The sequence below is a fragment of the Arenimonas sp. MALMAid1274 genome (assembly GCF_049195245.1).
GTDB lineage: Bacteria > Pseudomonadota > Gammaproteobacteria > Xanthomonadales > Xanthomonadaceae > Arenimonas.
In genome coordinates this window covers 192,534-210,308 of the sequence record NZ_JBMIRR010000026.1, presented here as the reverse complement: position 1 = coordinate 210,308, position 17,775 = coordinate 192,534, and the positions used below count along the sequence as shown (strand labels likewise).

The 17,775-nt window shown below is 68.9% G+C and carries 15 protein-coding genes; 6 read left to right on the top strand and 9 right to left on the bottom strand.

Features of this window, described 5'->3' with window-relative positions:
• Nucleotides 1-5: 5 nt before the first annotated feature.
• Both ACOQFR_RS07345 and ACOQFR_RS07340 read left to right on the top strand, forming a co-directional pair.
• Complete coding sequence (locus tag ACOQFR_RS07345) at nucleotides 6-905, top strand: hypothetical protein (RefSeq protein WP_421380192.1); 900 nt, start codon at nucleotides 6-8, stop codon at nucleotides 903-905.
• 188 nt (nucleotides 906-1,093) lie between these two features.
• Entirely contained in the window at nucleotides 1,094-2,350 is a 1,257-nt protein-coding gene (locus ACOQFR_RS07340) for a phospholipase D-like domain-containing protein (RefSeq protein WP_421380190.1), read from the top strand.
• A 66-nt stretch (nucleotides 2,351-2,416) separates the two neighbouring features.
• On the opposite strand, the gene rpmG is transcribed toward ACOQFR_RS07340, so the two are convergent.
• From rpmG to ACOQFR_RS07295, 9 genes are all read right to left on the bottom strand, one after another.
• Complete coding sequence (gene rpmG / locus ACOQFR_RS07335; protein ID WP_290779721.1) at nucleotides 2,417-2,581, bottom strand: 50S ribosomal protein L33; 165 nt, start codon at nucleotides 2,579-2,581, stop codon at nucleotides 2,417-2,419.
• 13 nt (nucleotides 2,582-2,594) lie between these two features.
• Nucleotides 2,595-2,831 (bottom strand): 50S ribosomal protein L28, encoded by a 237-nt coding sequence (rpmB, locus tag ACOQFR_RS07330; protein ID WP_421380187.1) that lies wholly within the window; start codon nucleotides 2,829-2,831, stop codon nucleotides 2,595-2,597.
• 324 nt (nucleotides 2,832-3,155) lie between these two features.
• On the bottom strand, nucleotides 3,156-3,482 hold the full coding sequence (locus ACOQFR_RS07325) for a lipid-A-disaccharide synthase N-terminal domain-containing protein (protein WP_421380184.1): 327 nt from the start codon (nucleotides 3,480-3,482) through the stop codon (nucleotides 3,156-3,158).
• A 4-nt stretch (nucleotides 3,483-3,486) separates the two neighbouring features.
• Nucleotides 3,487-4,212, bottom strand: a complete 726-nt coding sequence (locus tag ACOQFR_RS07320) for a glycosyltransferase family 2 protein (RefSeq protein ID WP_421380182.1) — start codon at nucleotides 4,210-4,212, stop codon at nucleotides 3,487-3,489.
• Nucleotides 4,213-4,216: 4 nt separating this feature from the next.
• Nucleotides 4,217-5,125 (bottom strand): ParB/RepB/Spo0J family partition protein, encoded by a 909-nt coding sequence (locus ACOQFR_RS07315; protein ID WP_421380180.1) that lies wholly within the window; start codon nucleotides 5,123-5,125, stop codon nucleotides 4,217-4,219.
• Nucleotides 5,122-5,901 carry a ParA family protein gene (locus tag ACOQFR_RS07310; RefSeq protein WP_421380178.1) on the bottom strand — a complete coding sequence of 260 codons (780 nt, stop codon included), beginning with the start codon at nucleotides 5,899-5,901 and terminating at the stop codon, nucleotides 5,122-5,124. Before ACOQFR_RS07310 ends, ACOQFR_RS07315 begins: the two co-directional genes overlap by 4 nt.
• A gap of 80 nt (nucleotides 5,902-5,981) precedes the next feature.
• Nucleotides 5,982-6,629: a 16S rRNA (guanine(527)-N(7))-methyltransferase RsmG gene (gene rsmG / locus ACOQFR_RS07305; RefSeq protein WP_421380176.1), complete on the bottom strand. Its 648-nt coding sequence runs from the start codon at nucleotides 6,627-6,629 to the stop codon at nucleotides 5,982-5,984.
• 139 nt (nucleotides 6,630-6,768) lie between these two features.
• Complete coding sequence (locus tag ACOQFR_RS07300) at nucleotides 6,769-7,218, bottom strand: hypothetical protein (protein ID WP_421380174.1); 450 nt, start codon at nucleotides 7,216-7,218, stop codon at nucleotides 6,769-6,771.
• Between the two features lie 85 nt (nucleotides 7,219-7,303).
• Complete coding sequence (locus tag ACOQFR_RS07295; protein WP_421380172.1) at nucleotides 7,304-9,796, bottom strand: glycoside hydrolase family 3 N-terminal domain-containing protein; 2,493 nt, start codon at nucleotides 9,794-9,796, stop codon at nucleotides 7,304-7,306.
• A gap of 380 nt (nucleotides 9,797-10,176) precedes the next feature.
• Here ACOQFR_RS07295 and ACOQFR_RS07290 point away from each other — a divergent pair, with 380 nt between their 5' ends.
• The 4 genes from ACOQFR_RS07290 (at nucleotide 10,177) to ACOQFR_RS07275 (ending at nucleotide 17,750) form a co-directional block, all read left to right on the top strand.
• Nucleotides 10,177-13,143, top strand: coding sequence for a TonB-dependent receptor (locus ACOQFR_RS07290; protein ID WP_421380170.1), 2,967 nt, complete (start codon nucleotides 10,177-10,179; stop codon nucleotides 13,141-13,143).
• A 71-nt stretch (nucleotides 13,144-13,214) separates the two neighbouring features.
• Nucleotides 13,215-14,795 (top strand): tryptophan halogenase family protein, encoded by a 1,581-nt coding sequence (locus ACOQFR_RS07285; RefSeq protein ID WP_421380168.1) that lies wholly within the window; start codon nucleotides 13,215-13,217, stop codon nucleotides 14,793-14,795.
• Nucleotides 14,796-14,826: 31 nt separating this feature from the next.
• Nucleotides 14,827-16,242, top strand: coding sequence for a tryptophan 7-halogenase (locus ACOQFR_RS07280; RefSeq protein ID WP_421380166.1), 1,416 nt, complete (start codon nucleotides 14,827-14,829; stop codon nucleotides 16,240-16,242).
• Entirely contained in the window at nucleotides 16,239-17,750 is a 1,512-nt protein-coding gene (locus tag ACOQFR_RS07275) for a tryptophan halogenase family protein (RefSeq protein ID WP_421380164.1), read from the top strand. Before ACOQFR_RS07280 ends, ACOQFR_RS07275 begins: the two co-directional genes overlap by 4 nt.
• Nucleotides 17,751-17,775 lie beyond the last annotated feature (25 nt).

Here is a 17,775-nt window from a genome sequence, read left to right as displayed (position 1 = left end):
TGGCGGTGATCTGGCTGGCCGGGTGCGCGCTGCCCCCGGTACCGCCGGACGAGCTGCGCGACACCTCGGTGCTGGAGGTGCCGGTGCTCGTGTCGGCACCCTCGGGCGAGCATCTGGTGCTGTTGGCCGAGCAGTCGCTGCAGCGCACCGAAGTCAGTCATCGCACCTCGATGGGATTCACCCGGCGACTGGAAAGCACGCACAGCGTGATTCGCGACGAACTGTGGTCCTTCGACCCTGTCACGCTGGAACTGCAGTGGCGGCGCACCCTGCGCGAATACCGGCCGACCGGCCGGACGCGGCCAGCGCGGCTGCTGGCGGCGCGCGACGGCGTGGTCTGGTGGCATGCGGCGGCCGCGGCCGCCGAGCCCGCGGCCGGCGTGGACGCGATGCCGGAGCGGGAGGGTGCGATTGCCGTTGGCGACGGGGCGGATGCCGCGGCCGCCGGCTTGCCGCCTTCCGGCCTGGCTTGGCCGCGCGCCGCAGGCGCGGTGTGGCAGCTCCACGATGGCCCGCCCAACGGCGAGGGCGGCGCGCTGCGTCTGCCCGGCAGCGAGGCCGTGCTCCGCGCGCAAGATCCCGCGGGTTATTTCCACCTGCACGTCACCGGCGGGGGCGACCAGGCCGGCGCGAGGCTGCGCGTGGAGCGGCGCGCCGACGATGGCCGCACGCCGTGGACGCGCGAACTGCCCTTCGCCCGACTGCATGCCCTGGCCGCCAATGCGACCACGCTCGTATTCCACGGAAGCACCGACGGCGGCAAGGTTCCCGGCACCGGGCACGACGCGCCCGGCCGGACGGCGCTCTACGCGATCGACCGGGCGACCGGTGAGGGTCGCGTGCGCTTTCTCGATGAGATCGGCCTGGCCCCGCCTGCATCGGTGGTCGGCGCCGACGCGGAGTAGCGGCCGGCCGCTGCGTCGCAGCCATGGCGCACGCCGCGCGGAATGCACGGCCCGGCCGGGTGATCTGCACGCTCGCTTCGTCGTGCAGGAAAAGGTAACGATACCTGGCTCGCCGCGTGGCACACTCGCCACCTGCAGCCCCCATCCGGTCGTTCGCCATGCCCATTCCCCGCAAACGCGCCTATTGGATGCTCGCCCTCACCGTGCTGGCCACGGTGGTCGTGGTGCTGTTCTCCTTCAATTTCACCCGATCCGAGAAGGCGCTGGACCGCAGCGTCGAGCACGAGTACGCGATCAACGACCCGCAGTTCCGGCGCGAGATGGGCGTGCTGCTGGGTCCCGGCATCACCGCCGGCAACACGGTGCAGGCCCTGGACAACGGCGACGAGATCTTCCCGTCCATGCTGGCCGCGATCCGGGCCGCCGAGCGCACGGTCAACTTCGAGACCTACATCTACTGGTCGGGCGACGTGGGCAAGCAGTTCTCGGAGGCCCTGGCCGAACGCGCGCGCGCCGGCGTCAAGGTCAACGTGGTGATCGACTGGGTGGGTGGCCTGAAGATGGAGTCGGCCCTGGTGACGCGCATGCGCGCCGCGGGCGTGCGCGTGGAGTACTACCGGCCGCTGCGCTGGTACAACTTCTCGCGCCTCAACAAGCGCACGCACCGCAAGCTGCTGATCGTGGACGGCCGCGTCGGCTACACCGGCGGCGTCGGCATCGCCGACCAGTGGTCGGGCCACGCCGAAGACCCCGACCACTGGCGCGACATGCACTTCCGGGTCGAGGGCCCGGTGGTGGCGCAGATGCAGGCGGCCTTCATCGACAACTGGATCAAGACCACGGGGCGCGTGCTCAACGGCGAGGAATATTTCCCGCCGCTGGCGCCGGCCGGCGACATGGACGCGCACCTGTTCATCAGTTCGCCCGAAGGCGGCAGCGAAAGCATGCACCTGATGTACCTGATGGCGATCGCGGCGTCCAAGCGCACGCTGGACGTGCACGCCTCGTATTTCGTGCCCGACGAGCTGGCGGTGCGGGCGCTGCGCATGGCACTCAAGCGCGGCGTGCGGGTGCGGGTGCTGGTGCCGGGCGAGCACATCGACTCGGAGACGGTGAAGGTGGCCTCGCGCGCGATCTGGGGCGACCTGCTGCAGGCCGGTGCGGAAATCCACGTCTACCAGCCGACGATGATGCACGTGAAGTCGCTGATCGCCGACGGCTTCCTGGTCTCGGTGGGCTCGACCAACTTCGACGTCCGCAGCTTCCAGCTCAACGACGAGGCCAGCCTCAACGTCTACGACGCCGCCTTCGCCGCGCACATGACCGCCGTGTTCGAGCGCGACCTGCAGCAGGCCAAGCCCTACACCTACGAGCAGTGGCAGGCCCGCCCCTGGCACGAGCGGCTGACCGAGACCCTGGTGCTGCCGTTCAAGTCCCAGCTCTGAGCGCGGCCAACAAAAAACCCGCCACGGGGGCGGGTTTTCCGGAAGCGAGGCAAGCAGCCGCGGGGCTTACTTGATCTTGCCTTCCTTGTACATCACGTGCTTGCGGACGACGGGATCGTACTTCTTAATCTCCATCTTGGCCGGGGTGGTCTTCTTGTTCTTGTCGGTCGTGTAGAAATGACCGGTGCCGGCAGAAGACGTCAGGCGGATCTTGTCGCGCTTGGATGCCATGGTGGAGTCCTCCTCAGATCTTTTCGCCGCGGGCGCGGAGATCGGCCAGCACGGCATCGATGCCGTTCTTGTCGATGGTGCGCATCGCGTTCGCGGAAACACGCAGCTTCACCCAACGGTTTTCCGAGGCTACCCAGAAGCGGCGCTCGTGCAGGTTGGGAAGGAAACGGCGGCGGGTCTTGTTGTTGGCGTGGGAGACGTTGTTACCCGTCATCACTTTCTTGCCGGTCACCTGGCAAACTCGACTCATGGTTCAACTCCTGGGTCAGGACTGGCCACCCATAGCCCGGGTGGCGACGGCCCCTCGCGGCTGGCCAAAAGGCCGGCAGGCGCATGCGATGCGGGATGGATCAGACGCTCCGCCAAGGGCCGGAATCGCACTTCCGGGGCCGGGGCCGGTGGGCAGGGTGCGGAGCGAGCCGGCAATTATGCCCACCTTCCCCTTTCCAGGCAATCACTTAGGGCGGTTTGGCCACGGATTTACGCGGATGCACACGGATAGGGCAAAAGCTAATCCAATGATTTCAATGCTTTATCCGCGTTCATCCGCGTAAATCCGTGGCCAAAGAGGCCCTTAGTGCCCCGCGCGGTCGCGGTGCCAGCCGCGGTGTTTGATGTCCAGGTACAGGCTGTAGGCCGCGGTGAAGCTGGGGAAGAGGTTCTGCAGCACGCCCACCGAGTCCTGCTTGGCGGAGAACAGGAAGTAGCTCAGGGTCATGAAGCTGCCGAGCAGGCTCATGTACCAGAACACCCGCGGGATCACCGGCTTGCCGGCGCGCTTGGAGGCGATGAACTGCACCAGCCAGCGGCCGCCGAACATCAGGGCGCCGGTGTAGCCGATCAGCTTCCACGCGGTGACGTGCAGGCCGGTCCAGGCCAGCCAGGCGATTTCTTCGTTCATCGGGTCACTCCAGTTCGCGGACGGCGGTGAGCTTGCTGCGCTTGATCAGCCAGGCCACGCCCATCAGGTCGCGCACGCCGACGAGGGCGCGGCCGAGGTTGGTGTATTTCGAGGCGCCGGCGCCGCGCGGCCGGTGGTTCACCGGCACGCTCACCGTCTGCCAGCCGGCGCGCTGCATCAGCGCGGGCAGGTAGCGGTGCATGTGGTCGAACCAGGGCAGGTCCAGGAAGGCCGCGCGCTCGAACAGCTTGGTGCCGCAGCCGGTGTCGGGGGTGGCGTCGCGCAGCAGGCGCGAGCGGATGCCGTTGGCCCACTTCGAGGCCCACTTCTTGCTGCCGGTGTCCTGGCGGTTCACGCGCCAGCCGGCGTAGAGCTTCACGTTGGCGGCGCCGGCGTCGCGCGCGGCCAGCAGCTTGGGCAGGTCGGCCGGGTCGTTCTGGCCGTCGCCGTCGAGCGTGGCGATCCAGGTGCCGCGCGCGGCCTTGACCCCGGTGCGGATCGCGGTGCTCTGGCCGCTCTGCGATTCATGCGTGAGCACGCGCAGCTCGGGCGTGGCGGCCTTGGCCGACTGCAGTGCGGCCAGGGTGCCGTCGCGGCTGCGGTCGTCCACGAAGACCACCTCGAAGGCGGTGACGCCGCGCAGGGCCGCCAGGATCTCGGCCAGCAGCGGCAACACGTTGCCTTCCTCGTTGAAGACCGGGACGACGACGGACAGGTGGGGCTGGTTCACGCGATCAGGCTCCGCGCAGGCGCTCGAGGATGCCGTCGAGCGTGTCCAGGCCGTGGTAGCTGATCACCAGCTTGCCGCGGCCGCCGCGGCCGTGCTGCACGGCCACCTTGGCGCTGAGCTTTTCCGACAGCTCGCGCTCGAGCGCGGCGATGTCGGCGTCCACCTTCTTGCCGTTGGGCTTGGCCGGCTTCTTGCCCGGGATCTGGCCCTTGCCCAGCAGCTGGGCGCGGCGCTCGACCTCGCGCACCGACCAGCCCTCGGCCACGGCTTCCTTCGCCAGCGCCAGCGCGGCGGCCGGGGCCAGCGTCAGCAGCGCGCGCGCGTGGCCCATTTCCAGGCCCTTGTCCTCAAGCAGCTTGCGGATGCCGTCGGGCAGCTCCAGCAGGCGCAGCAGGTTGGACACCGCGGCGCGCGAGCGGCCCACGGCCTCGGCGGCCTGCTGGTGGGTGAGCGAAAATTCGTCGATCAGGCGGCTCAGCGCCTGCGCTTCCTCCAGCGGGTTGAGGTCCTCGCGCTGGATGTTCTCGATCAGGGCCATCGCGATGACGGCGCGGTCATCCACCTCGCGCAGCACCACCGGCACGTCGCTCAGGCCGGCCTGGGTGGCGGCGCGCCAGCGGCGTTCGCCGGCGATGATCTCGTAGCGGGGCTGGCCGTCCTTGCCGCGGGCGATCTCGCGCACCACGATCGGCTGGATCAGGCCCTGGGCCTTGATGGACTCGGCCAGCTCGGTGAGCTTGGCCGGGTCCATGCCGGTGCGCGGCTGGTACTTGCCGGGCTGCATGGCGGTGATCGGCAGCGAGCGCATGCCCTCGCCGGCGTCGGCCGCTTCGGCCGGCGGCGCCGCGCCCTTGTTGCCCGTGCCCAGCAGGGCATCCAGGCCCCGGCCCAGGCCGCGTTTCTTGGTGCTCATGCCAGCTCCTTCAATTTCTTCTCGCGCCGCACGATCTCGCCGGCCAGTCCCAGGTAGGCGATGCCGCCACGCGACGCCCGGTCGTAGCCCACGATGCTCTGGCCGTGGCTGGGGGCCTCGGCCAGGCGAACGTTGCGCGGGATGATCGAGCGGAACACCTTGTCGCCGAAATGTTTGGTCAGTTCGCCCGAGACCGCGTTGGCCAGGTTGTTGCGCACGTCGAACATGGTGCGCACGATGCCGTCGATTTCCAGCGCGGGGTTGAGCTTGCCCTTGAGCGCGTTGATGGTGTCCACCAGCGAGCTCAGGCCCTCGAGTGCGAAATATTCACACTGCATCGGCACGATCACGCCGTCGGCCACCGCCAGCGCGTTGAGCGTCAGCAGCGACAGCGAGGGCGGGCAGTCGATGATGATGTAGTCGTAGTTGCCGCGGATGGGCTCGAGCGCGTTCTTCAGGCGCCGCTCGCGCTCGCTTTCGTCCATCAGGCGGATTTCGGCCGCGGTGAGGTCGATGTTGCCGGGCAGCAGGTCGTACTTCTCGGCCGTGGGCACGATGGCGGCGCTGGCGGGGCATTCGGCCAGCAGCACTTCGCAGGTCGAATTCTCCAGCTCGCGCTTGTCGATGCCCGAGGCCATGGTGGCGTTGCCCTGCGGGTCCATGTCCACCAGCAGCACGCGGCGCGGCACGGCGGCCAGCGCGGCGGCCAGGTTCACGGCCGTGGTGGTTTTGCCCACGCCGCCCTTCTGGTTGGCGATGGCGATGATGCGACCCATGCAGTCTCCTGGCGCCGGCCTGGCGAGGCCGGTGGTTGGTGTTGGATCGGGTGTCGGCGTAGCGTCGGCCCGGACGGGGATTATGCCGCCTGCGGCGGGTCGCGGGTGACGGTGACCAGATGGCGGTCGCCTTCCAGGCCGGGCACGGCCAGGTCCTGGATCGATTCGACCCGCCAGCCCGCAGGCAGGGCCGCGATCTCGGCGTCGGGACGCTGGCCCTTCATCGCCAGCAGCCGGCCGCCCGGGGCCAGCAGGTGGCCGCCGACGGCGAGGATGCCGGCCAGGGTGTCCATGGCGCGGGCGGTGACCTGGTCGTAGGCACCGGGCTCGTCCACCGCCTCGGCGCGCGAATCGAGCACGCGCACGTTGTCCAGGCCGAGCTGGCGCACCACTTCGCGCAGGAAGCGGGTCTTCTTGCTGATGCTCTCGACCAGGGTGACCTGCAGGCCCGGGATGGCCATCGCCAGCGGAATGCCGGGCAGGCCCGGGCCGGTGCCCAGGTCGGCCAGCTTGCCGGCGTGCACGTGCGGCCACATCGACAGCGAGTCGAGCAGGTGCTTGCCCAGCATCTCGCGCGGGTCGCGAACGGCGGTGAGGTTGTAGGTCCGGTTCCAGCGATCAAGCAGCGCCAGGTAGTCGAGCAGGCGCGCGCCCAGCGGCTGCGCCGGCAGCCCCAGCGCAACCAGGCCCGCCTCAAGCTCGGGCAACAATGGCGTCAACGGATTCATACCCCCATTGTCGCCAAAAATCCGGGGTCAGAGTCGCTTCAGGAAACCGCCGCAGAAAATCCGGGGTCAGAGTCGCTTCAGCAAGACGGCCAGAAGCGCGCCGTTTTGCTGAAGCGACTCTGACCCCGGAGTTCGGATTTCAGGCGGTGTGGAGGGAGCAGCGGATGACGCGCAGGCCAAGGCGGCCGACGCGGCGGTTGAGCTCTGTCTTGAGGGTGTCGGCGAGCGGGCGGGTGGCGTCGGCCAGGCTGGGCAGCGAGGCCAGGGCGTCGCGGGCCTGGTCGGTGACCAGGGCGTCGACGCGGTCCAGGGCTGCGCCGGCCTGGGCCGGATCCAGGATCTGGTAGTAGAGCTCGGCGTGGGCGCCGGTGGCGTCGGGCACGTCCAGGTGGTGGCCGATCAGGCAGACGGGTTGGCCGAGCCTGTCCAGGACCGGCAGGGTCCAGTGCCAGCCGGCACCCAGGGCGCGGATGTAGCGCCCGGAGCGGTTCACGGTGACCACGCAGTTGTCGGGCACCCGGCAGATGCCGGCCGCCCGGGCCAGGACGGCCAGCGGCGCGGGCAGGGGCAGTGCGTTCAGATTAGTCATTTGCACCAGACACTTATTCCCGGTTACTAAAGCATAATCTAGTAACGGGAACAAATTCTTAATGCGGCCAAACCACGGGCTTTGACTACTTCTGCGGGCAGGGCAACACCACCCGGGCCTCCTGCCCCAGCCCGATGCTGGCCACCCTAATCTTCGCGCCGCGGTGCCCGTGCAGCACGAAGGGCGCGTCGACCTGGCCCAGCATGGCGCCGTCCGCGCGGAAGCACTTGAGCATGGTCCCCACGTGCAACCACTGCTTGCGCGGCAGGCTGTCGAGCGGGACGCTGTGCGGGCATGCGGCGCCGCAGCCCAGGGCCAGTTCACCCGCGGCTTCCCCTTCGATGTTCAGCCAAAGCTCCAGCCGCACGTCGCCATTGGCCTCGCGCTCCAGGTTGAGCGGCGTGCCCGCGGTGAGTGCAATGGCGCCTGCTTCCGGAAAACTGAACTCGCGCGCATCTTCCTGGGCCAGGTGATCCACCGCCCGTGCCGCCGGGGCGACGCTGCCCGCCGGTGCCTGCCAGGAAAAGCCGTCGCTGGTCGCACCCTTGGAGAACCACATGCGCTGGGCGGCGGCCGCGACCACCCCGGGATCTTCCGGCAGCGGCTGCCAGGGCCGGGGCTGGGCGTAAGTCAGGCCGAAGCCCAGCGGGAACAGCGGTTCATAGTCCGGATGATGGCGATTCAGACGCGCCTGGTCGGCGCGCTTGGGCCACGAGAACGACAGCCTGCCCTTGAAGTCATGGGCCACGCTGCCGTCGTCGGCCGCCAGCAGCACGTCGGCCACGCCGCCGCCTTCGGAGCCGGGCAGCCACACGGCCACGAAGGCATCGGCCACGTTCAACTCGCGGTTCACCCACAGCGGCCGGCCCGAGATGAACACCGCGACCACGGGAATGCCCGCGTCCGCCAGGCGCTTCATCAGCGCAAGGTCGGCATCGTCGCCGGGGCTGTAGCGCAGGTCGGCAATGTCCCCCTGGAATTCGGCGTACGGGTCCTCGCCGAACACCACCACCGCCACATCGGGCTTGTCCGTGAACTCGCCTTCGGCCGACAGCGCCGCGCGCCCGCCGGCCGCCTGGATGCGCTCCACCAGCGCCCCGCCGATCGACTGCCCGTTCGGGAAGTCGGCATTGGTGGTGCCGGTGCCCTGCCAGCTCAGCGTCCAGCCGCCCGACTGCTTGGCGATGCTGTCGGCGCCGTCGCCGGCAATCAGCACATGCGCGGTCGGCCGGATCGGCAGCACGCCGTCGTTCTTCAGCAGCACCAGCGACTCGCGAACCGCCTGCCTCGCCACCGCGCGATGTTCGGCGCTGCCCAGCAGCGCGTAATCGCCGGCAAGTTCGCGCGAGGACGGCAGCGAAGCGTCCAGCACGCCGGCGCGCGCCTTCACCAGCAGGACCCGGCGCGCCGCGTCATCGATGGTCGCGATCGGCAGCTCGCCGCTGCGCGCGGCGGCCAGCAGCGAGGTGTAGATGCCCTTCCACGAATCGGGCGCCATGTACATGTCCAGGCCAGCCTCGACCGCGGCGGTGCATTTTTCGTTGGTGCAGCCGGGAATCTGCCCGTGTGCGTTCCAGTCGCCGACGATGAACCCGTCGAACTGCCAGCGCTGCTTGATCACGCCGGTCAGCAGGCTGCGGTTGCCGTGGTGCTTGACGCCGTTCCAGCCGGAGAACGAAGCCATCACGGTCTGCACGCCGGCCCGCATGGCCTCGACGTAACCGGGCGCGTGGATGTCGCGCAGCTCGGCCTCGCTGATCTGCGCGTCGCCCTGGTCGCGTCCTTCGAAGGTGCCGCCGTCGCCCACAAAATGTTTGGCCGAGGCCACGACGCGCCGGGGCCCTAGGAAGTCGGCCGCGCCCACCTTGCCCTGGATGCCTTCCACCACGGCCGCGGCGAAGGAGGCGACGATGGCGGGATCCTCGGAATAGCCCTCGTAGGTGCGACCCCAGCGGTCGTCCTGCGGAACGGCGAGCGTGGGCGCGAAGGTCCAGTCAAAGCCGGTCACGCGGGCTTCCACGGCCGTGACTTCGGCGATGCGCCGCACCAGGTCCGGATTGCGGGTAGCGCCCAGGCCGATGTTGTGCGGAAACACGGTGGCGCCGACCACGTTGTTCTGGCCATGCACCGCATCGATGCCGAACAGCACCGGCACGCCGGGACGGTTCTGGTGCGGCGCCAGCGAGGCGCGATGGTAGGCATCGGCCAGGGCCAGCCACTCTGCCGGGCTGGCGTTGTAGCGGCCGCCGGGATCGGAGTTGCCGCCGGCCAGGATGGATCCGAGCGGATAACGCTCCAGGTCGGCCGGCTGCATGCTGCCGATATCGCCCTGCACCAGCTGTCCCACCTTCTGCTCCAGCGACAGGCTGGCCAGCAGGGCGTCGACGCGGCGGATCAGCGCGGGATCGTCCTGCACCGGCGGGGTGATCGCGGGCCACTGCGAAGGGTCGGCCACGCCTTTCGACGACGGCGCCTCGGAGGCGGCGGCAATGCCGGCCCCCAGCAGGCTCGCGAACAGGAAAACACGGGCCATTTCGTGGCACAGGCCAGCGCGACTCGAGCGGGACGTGGCGGGCATCGGTCTCTCCGGTGGGCGGCAGCCCCATTGGGCTCCCCGGGCGGACATTTGCCCAGCCTGACAGCGTTGTCAAGCGCGTCCGGCCGGCTTCGCCCGGGACGGAAGTCCCCAAGCCCGGCAAGGCCTTCCGGCGGCGCTGGCTGAAAATGTCCTGCGCTGTCGGAAAGCTGTTGACAGCGTTGTCATGCAGGTTTACAAATGCCTGCACGAACCGTCGGAAGGGTCGTTCTCATCGACTTGCGGAGGGTCGTGGAGCCAATCGCACAGGGGCGTACTGACGGGGACGGGGAAGCGGGACCGCACTCACCGAACGGGCGGGTGGCCGGCAGAAGCCAGGAAAAAACACAACAACACGGTCTAACTCTGGGAGGGGTAACACCATGTCCATCGATTCGAAGCGTCGTCGTCAAGGCGGCCTTGCGGGACGCTCGCGCAGCCGTCGTGCCTTGCTTGCGCTGTGCATCAGCGCGGCCTTGCACGCCCCGGTGTGGGCGCAGGAGACCACGGCGGAGGCCGAGGCTGAAAAGGCCAAGGAAGCCGAGAGCGAGGAGGTCACCACCCTCGACGCGATCGAAGTCACCGGCATCCGCGCCTCGCTGATCCGCGCGCAGGACATGAAGCGCGACGCCGATACCCACATCGACGCGATCTCCGCCGTCGACATCAGCGCGCTGCCCGACGTGAGCGTGCTCGAGGCGCTGCAGCGCATCCCCGGCATCTCGATCGAACGCTTCGCGGCCAAGGACGACCCGGACCACTTCTCCACCGAAGGCAGCGGCGTGACCCTGCGCGGCCTGCCCAACACCCGTAGCGAATTCAACGGCCGGGACACCTTCTCCGCCAACAGCGGCCGCGGCCTGTCGTTCCAGGACGTGCCGCCGGAGCTGATCGGCAGCGTCGAGGTGTTCAAGAACCAGACCGCCGACATGGTGGAAGGTGGCATCTCCGGCACCATCAACCTCAATACCCGCAAGCCGCTGGACTCGGGCTCGCGGCTGCTGCAGTTCACCGGGCAAGCCAACTACGGCGACCTGGCCAGCGAAGTGACCCCGAGCTTCTCTGGACTTTTCAGCAACGTCTGGGACGTGGGCGGCGGCCGCTTCGGCCTGCTGGCCAGCCTGTCGCACTCGGACCTGGACTTCCGCTCCGACGGCGCGCAGTTCGGCGCGCACGTCGAGCAGGGGCAGGGCAGCGGACTGTACGCGCCCATCAACGCCGGTATCCGCACCACGTCGACCAACCGCAAGCGCGACGGCGCGTCGCTGGCACTGCAGTACCAGAATGCCGACCGCACCTTCGACATCACGGGCGAGTACGTTCGTTCGGACAGCGATTCGAAGTGGGTGGAATACGCCTTCTTCTCCGATGATGCCGGCGGTACGCCGGGGCCGGGCTCGGTGTACGACAGCCAGGGCCGGTTCGTAAGCGGCACGCTGCAGGGCGTCGCCTCGGGCCTGGGTCCGCAGACGCGCGGCTCGGACGGCAACACCCTGCTCGAGGACTACTCTGTCACGATGAACTTCCGGCCGACCGACCGGCTGACCCTCAAGGCCGAGTTGCAGTACGTCGAGTCCACCACCGACATCGTCGACCTGTCGGTGTTCGGCGCGCTGGCCAACCAGGCCGGCGGTCCCAGCGGCGTGAACATCGATCTTGTGCGCCGCGGCGGCGCACCGCGGATCGACTTCCGGGCGCCGACCGGCTCGTCGCAGACCGACGCCGCCTACTTCACCGATCCCAACAACTACTTCTGGCGCGCCGCGATGGACCACATCGAGGAGTCGGAGGGTGATGCACTGGCCTTCCGCTTCGATGCCGACTATGCGCTGGACGGTGACTTCTTCCGCGGCGTGGAGACCGGCTTCCGCACGTCCGAGCGCGACCAGACCACCCGCTGGTCCACCTACAACTGGGGCAACCTGTCGGAAGCCTGGACCGGCAACGGCCTGGCCAGCTTCGCCGGCGGGCCCACGTCCACCGGCTTCAGCCTCAACCAGGCCGGCCCCTTCGGCTTCCGCAGCTTCCACAACGGCAACGTGGGCGGCCTGCCCGGCGGTATCGGCCTGTTCCCGAACCCGGGGCTGGTGACCAACTACAACACCTTCCGCCAGAGCTTCGATGTTCCCGGCGTGCTGCGCGGTTCGCTCAGCGGCCGCCCCGGCGCCGACGGCTTCTACCTGCCCGCGGAAATCAACGGCACCAACGAGCAGAACGACGCGCTGTACGTGCGCCTGAACTTCGAGAACGACGCCGAGCGCCGCTTCGGCGGCAACATCGGCCTGCGCTACGTCCGGCTCGACACGCGGGTGGATGGCGGCATCACGTTCCCGACCCTGAACCTGCCTCCGAACGTGCTGGCCACCCTGCCTCCCGACGTGGTGGCCTTCGCCAATGGCGCCAGCAGCAGCGAAGCCGCACGGTCGAGCTACGACACCTTCCTGCCCAGCCTGAACCTGAAGTACGAGCTGGCGCCCGACATGCTGCTGCGCTTCGGCGCGTCCAAGGCGGTGGCGCTGCCCGACCTGGGCAACCTGCGCTACAACTACAACATCTCGGCCGACATCACCACGGTGAACGACGTCGCCACGCTCAACCGCTTCTTCCAGAGCAGCGGAAACCCGTTCCTGAAGCCGATGGAGTCGAACAACTTCGATCTGTCGCTCGAGTACTACTTCGACGAATCGGACTTCGTGGCGCTCGGCTTCTTCTACAAGGACATCAAGAACTTCTTCTCCAACAACACCGTGGAAACGCCGGTCACCAACAACGGCGTGACCCAGATTGTGGACATCGACCAGCCGATCAACATCGGCGAGGCCTCCATCAGCGGGTTCGAGTTCTCCTACCAGCAGTTCTTCGACGAGCTGCCGGGCATCTGGGGCGGGCTGGGCGTGCAGTTCAACTACACCTACCTCAACCCCAGCGACGTGCCGCAGCAGAACCTGCGTCCGGTGCAGTCGGGCAGCCAGGACGATGCGAACCGGGCCGCCATCCCGTTCGACAACCTGCCGCTGCAGGGCTTGTCCAAGAACCAGTTCAACCTGGTCGGCATCTTCCAGAACGACAAGTGGGAAGCCCGACTGGCCTACAACTGGCGCGACGACTACCTGCTCACCATCCGCGAGGTGAACATCGGCCTGCCCACGTTCGCGAAGGACTACGGCCAGCTGGATGGTTCGCTGTTCTACCGGATCAACGACACCTGGCAGCTCGGCCTGCAGGGCTCCAACCTGCTGCAGGATGAAGTGATCACCGAGAACCAGGTCAATCCGGACGGCCTGCGCGTGTTCCGCAGCTCCTTCATCTTCGACACGCGCTACACCTTCGTGATCCGCGGCACCTTCTAGCGGACATTGACCCGAGCCGCCGCCTCTGGGCAACCTGAGGCGGCTCTTCAAGGCAGGCAAGGCCGGGATGGATGGACGCGACGGAAGCGGGTGACGGCGGGCCGGTAACACACGTGGTGATTGCGGGCGGCGGCAGCGCCGGCTGGATGACCGCCGCCGCACTGTGCAGCGTGCTGGCCGGCCGGGGTGTGCGCGTCACCCTGATCGAATCCGAGCAGATCGGCACGGTCGGCGTGGGCGAGGCGACCTTGCCGCACCTGCGTTATTTCAACCAGCGCCTGGGCATAGACGAGCCGGAGTTCATGCGTGCCACCGGCGCGACCTACAAGCTGGGCATCGAGTTCGCGCACTGGGGCCGGCGCGGCGATGCGTACATCCACCCCTTCGGCGAGTTCGGCAGCGACGTGGACGGGGTAGGCTTCCACCACGCCTTCCTTCGCGCGCAGGCCGCCGGCAGTCCGCATGCGCTGGGCGAGTACTCGCTGCCGGTTTTCATGGCCGCCGCCGGCCGCTTCGCGTTCCCGGCGGCCGACCCGACGGATCTTGCCGCCACCTATTCCTATGCCTACCACGTCGACTCGGCGCTGTACGCGCGCTACCTGCGCGGCTTCTCCGAAGCGCGCGGGGTGCAGCGGCAGGAAGGCCGCATCGTTGGCGTCGATCAGGCGCCCGAGAGTGGTTTCATCCGGGCCGTCACGCTGGAGTCGGGACATCGCATCGAAGGTGACCTGTTCATCGATTGCTCCGGATTCCGCGGCCTGCTGATCGAGCAGACCCTGCACGCGGGCTATGAACACTGGAAACACTGGCTGCCCTGCGACCGGGCCATCGCCATCCCGTGCGAGGGCGTGCCGGATCCGCCGCCCTACACCCAGGCCCGCGCCGAGCGCGCCGGCTGGCGCTGGCGCATTCCGCTGCAGCACCGGATCGGCAACGGCCACGTCTACGCCAGTGATTTCTGCAGCGATGACGAGGCGCTGGACGTGCTGCGCGCGGCCCTGCCGGGACGGGCCATGGCCGAACCCAACCTGCTGCGTTTCCAGACCGGACGCCGGCGCCTGAGCTGGTCGCACAACTGCGTGGCGATCGGGCTGTCGGCGGGCTTCCTGGAACCGCTCGAATCCACCGGCCTGCACCTGATACAGCTGGCCATCATGAAGCTGGTGGAGCTGTTCCCCGGCCGCGCGATGGAGCCCCGCCTGCGCGACGAGTTCAACCGCGTGATGCAGATGGAAGTGGAGCGGGTGAAGGATTTCCTGATCACGCACTACCACGTCACCGAGCGCGACGACAGCCCGTTCTGGGACCACTGCCGCACGCTGGCCCTGCCCGATTCGCTGCAGCACAAGCTCGAGACCTTCCGCGAAACCGGGCACGTGGTGCGCTACCGCGAAGGGCTGTTCCTCGAGCCCAGCTGGATTGCCGTGTTGTTGGGACAGCGCTTGCTGCCGCGCCGCATCGACCCGCGCATCCAGCGTTATCCGCTGGCATCGCTGCAGGCGGGGCTGGAGGCGCTGCGGGTCCGCATCCGAGACTGTGCCGAGGCCATGCCGCGCCACCAGCAGGCGCTCGACCGCGTCGGCGATCCCGGCGACCAGGGTTGGCGCAGCGCGTCCATGAGCCTCTACGGCGTCCGCGAGGCCGTGCATTAACGCCGTCGAACCGCCGCTGCGCAGCCTGCTGGTGATCGGCGATGCCGTGCACGCCTGGATGGTCGCCGCGCGGCTCGCGCGAGACTTGCGCCGCCACGAGGTGCGCATCGTGCTGCTGGAGGACGCCCCCGGCCCGGGTCCTGGCATCCTGTGCCTGGATCCCGACATCCATGCGTTCCACCGCAGCCTGGGCGTCGGGCTGGAAGACCTGCTGCGCCACCTTCGCGCGGGGCTGCGTTACGGCACCCAGTTCGTGGACTGGGCTGGTGCAGGCCGGAGCGGCTTCGCACCCTTCGGCGATGCCGGGCAGATGATCGAGCGCGTGCCTTTCCAGCATTACGTCACCGCCCTGCGCGCAGTGCGCGGCGACGCCCGGCTGGCCGACTTCGCGCCCGCCGCGCTGGCGGCCCGGGCGGGCCGGTTCGGCACGGGTGGCCGTGGCCCGCTGGCCGGGCTGGAGGCCGGACTGAGCGTGGAGCGTTCGGACTACCTCGCCTTCCTGCGTGCGCTGGGCACCGATCTGGGCGTGCAGCACGTGCCCGGCGTCGTGCAGCAGGTCCAGTACGACGCCGACGGACACGCCCAGGCAGTGTTGCTGGAAGACGGGCAGACACTGTCGGCCGACGGTTTCTTCGACTGCAGCCAGAACGCGAGGCTGGCCAGCGTGGGAGGTTCGACCGCGCGCCATGCGTTTCCCGCGCGCGTCGGCGTGACGCGGCGCGAGTTCCGGCGCGCGCGGCTCGACGGCCCGGCGCCGCTGGTGGACCAGGTCGTCCGGCGCGACGACGGCTGGGAGCGGTTCCGCTGCGTGGCCGACAGCGTGGAGGCCGAGCGCGTGTGGACCGCCGGTCCTGACGACGACGCCAGCGCGCCAGGCGCACACGGATGGCTGCGCGCGCCGTGGCAGGGCCGCTGCGTGGCGTTGGGCCCGGCGCTGGGCGAACCGGAAGACCTGGTGGTCGACCGCTGGCGGCTGACGCGCCGGGCCATCGCCCATTGGCTGCGGCTGCTGCCGGGGCGGGAACCGTGTCCCAAGTTGCGTGACGAATTCAACCGGGTGGTGGTGGCCGAGGCACGGCGTCTGGCCGATGCCCAGGGCCTGCCCTTGCTGTGCGCGGCCGACCGCACGCCGGACGCGGCGGCCCGCGTGCGCATCGACGAGGCGGCGGCCGCCGATCTGCGCTACCGGATGATGCTTTACCGCGCCGGAGGCCGGCTGGCTTTCCACGAAGAGGACCCGCTCGACGCACCGCGCTGGATGATGCTGCTCGAGGCGATGCATGTCCTGGCCGGGGCGGCGGACCGGCTGCTGCCGGCCATGGCGCCCGAAGAGTTGGCGCGGCGCATGGAGCGGGTAGGCGCGTCGCTGGCGCAGGCAGTGGCCGGATTGCCGGCGCACGCGCAGGCGCTGGCCCGGCTTCGCCAAGCGGAAGGCGCGGTTCCATGAGCCGGGCGCTGCGCAGCATCGTCATCGTCGGCGGCGGCACCGCGGGCTGGATGACCGCCGCGGCGCTTTCCAAGGTGCTGGCGAAGTCGGACTGCCGCATCACCCTGGTCGAGTCCGAACAGATCGGCACGGTGGGCGTGGGCGAAGCCACGATTCCGCAAATCCTCACGTTCAACCGGCTGCTGGGCATCGACGAGGATGATTTCGTCCGCAGCACCCAGGCCACGTTCAAGCTCGGCATCCGCTTCGATGACTGGGCCGCGATCGGCGACCGCTACCTGCATCCCTTCGGCGTGTTCGGGCTGCCGATGGAGGCGATCCCGTTCCACCACTACTACCTCAAGCTGCGCGCACTCGGGCGCCTGGGGCGCATCGACGAGTTCTCGCTGGCGTGCATGGCGGCCGCGCAGAACCGCTTCACCCGGCCGCAGGACATTCCCAATTCGCCGCTGGCGCAGATTGCCTACGCCTTCCAGTTCGATGCCAGCCTGTATGCGCTCTACCTGCGCCGCTATGCCGAGGCGCGTCGCGTGCAGCGCGTCGAGGGCCGTATCAGCCAGGTGAAGCTGCGCTCGGAGGACGGCTTCGTGGAAGCCGTGCAGCTCGAGGATGGCCGGCTCATCGAAGGGGAGCTGTTCATCGACTGCTCCGGATTCCGCGGCCTGCTGATCGGCGACGCGCTGGGCGTTCCCTACCACGCCTGGAACCATTGGCTGCCCTGCGACCGCGCGCTGGCCGTGCCCTGCCAGCGCCCGGGCCCGCCCGAGCCCTACACCCGCGCGACCGCGCGCGCGGCCGGCTGGCAATGGCGCATCCCGCTGCAGCACCGCAACGGCAACGGCTATGTCTACAGCAGCGGCTTCATGGTGGAAGCCGAGGCCGAGGCCATCCTGCTGGGCAGCCTCGATGGACCCACCCTCGGCCCGGTCAACCGGCTGCGCTTCACGCCGGGACGCCGCGAGCGTTTCTGGGAGCGCAACGTGGTGGCCATCGGCCTGTCCAGCGGCTTCCTGGAGCCGCTGGAATCCACCAGCATCCACCTGATCCAGTCCGGCATCGCCAAGCTGATCGGCATGTTCCCCAGCCGCGACTTCCCGCGCGTGGACACCGACAAGTACAACCAGCAATCCATCAACGAGATCGAGCGGATCCGCGACTTCGTGATCCTGCATTACAAGGCCACCGAGCGCGACGACTCGCCGTTCTGGCGCTACTGCCGCACGATGTCCATCCCCGACAGCCTGGCCGAGAAGATTGCGATCTTCCGCGCCAACGGGCGGCTGTACCGGGAGCACGATGAACTTTTCTCCGAGACCAGCTGGCTGGCGGTGATGCTGGGCCAGCGCATCGTTCCGGACGGCTACCACCCGCTGGTGGACGGCTATCCGGTCGAGCCGCTGTTCAATTACCTCGACCATGCCCGGCAGGTGATCCGGCGCGCCGCGGGCGTGATGCCGAGCCACGAGGATTTCATCCGCCAGCATTGCCAGGCGCCCTCCCAACGCTAGGCAAGCTGACCCTGGCCGGTGCACG

What these genes read in the sequence shown, in the direction of transcription:
- rsmG (WP_421380176.1), bottom strand. Translation starts at nt 6,629, where the DNA reads ATGAATCCGTTGACGCCATTGTTGCCCGAGCTTGAGGCGGGCCTGGTT.
- ACOQFR_RS07275 (WP_421380164.1), top strand. Translation starts at nt 16,239, where the DNA reads ATGAGCCGGGCGCTGCGCAGCATCGTCATCGTCGGCGGCGGCACCGCG.
- ACOQFR_RS07315 (WP_421380180.1), bottom strand. Translation starts at nt 5,125, where the DNA reads ATGAGCACCAAGAAACGCGGCCTGGGCCGGGGCCTGGATGCCCTGCTG.
- ACOQFR_RS07310 (WP_421380178.1), bottom strand. Translation starts at nt 5,901, where the DNA reads ATGGGTCGCATCATCGCCATCGCCAACCAGAAGGGCGGCGTGGGCAAA.
- rpmG (WP_290779721.1), bottom strand. Translation starts at nt 2,581, where the DNA reads ATGGCATCCAAGCGCGACAAGATCCGCCTGACGTCTTCTGCCGGCACC.
- ACOQFR_RS07340 (WP_421380190.1), top strand. Translation starts at nt 1,094, where the DNA reads ATGCTCGCCCTCACCGTGCTGGCCACGGTGGTCGTGGTGCTGTTCTCC.
- rpmB (WP_421380187.1), bottom strand. Translation starts at nt 2,831, where the DNA reads ATGAGTCGAGTTTGCCAGGTGACCGGCAAGAAAGTGATGACGGGTAAC.
- ACOQFR_RS07325 (WP_421380184.1), bottom strand. Translation starts at nt 3,482, where the DNA reads ATGAACGAAGAAATCGCCTGGCTGGCCTGGACCGGCCTGCACGTCACC.
- ACOQFR_RS07290 (WP_421380170.1), top strand. Translation starts at nt 10,177, where the DNA reads ATGTCCATCGATTCGAAGCGTCGTCGTCAAGGCGGCCTTGCGGGACGC.
- ACOQFR_RS07300 (WP_421380174.1), bottom strand. Translation starts at nt 7,218, where the DNA reads ATGACTAATCTGAACGCACTGCCCCTGCCCGCGCCGCTGGCCGTCCTG.
- ACOQFR_RS07285 (WP_421380168.1), top strand. Translation starts at nt 13,215, where the DNA reads ATGGACGCGACGGAAGCGGGTGACGGCGGGCCGGTAACACACGTGGTG.
- ACOQFR_RS07295 (WP_421380172.1), bottom strand. Translation starts at nt 9,796, where the DNA reads ATGCCCGCCACGTCCCGCTCGAGTCGCGCTGGCCTGTGCCACGAAATG.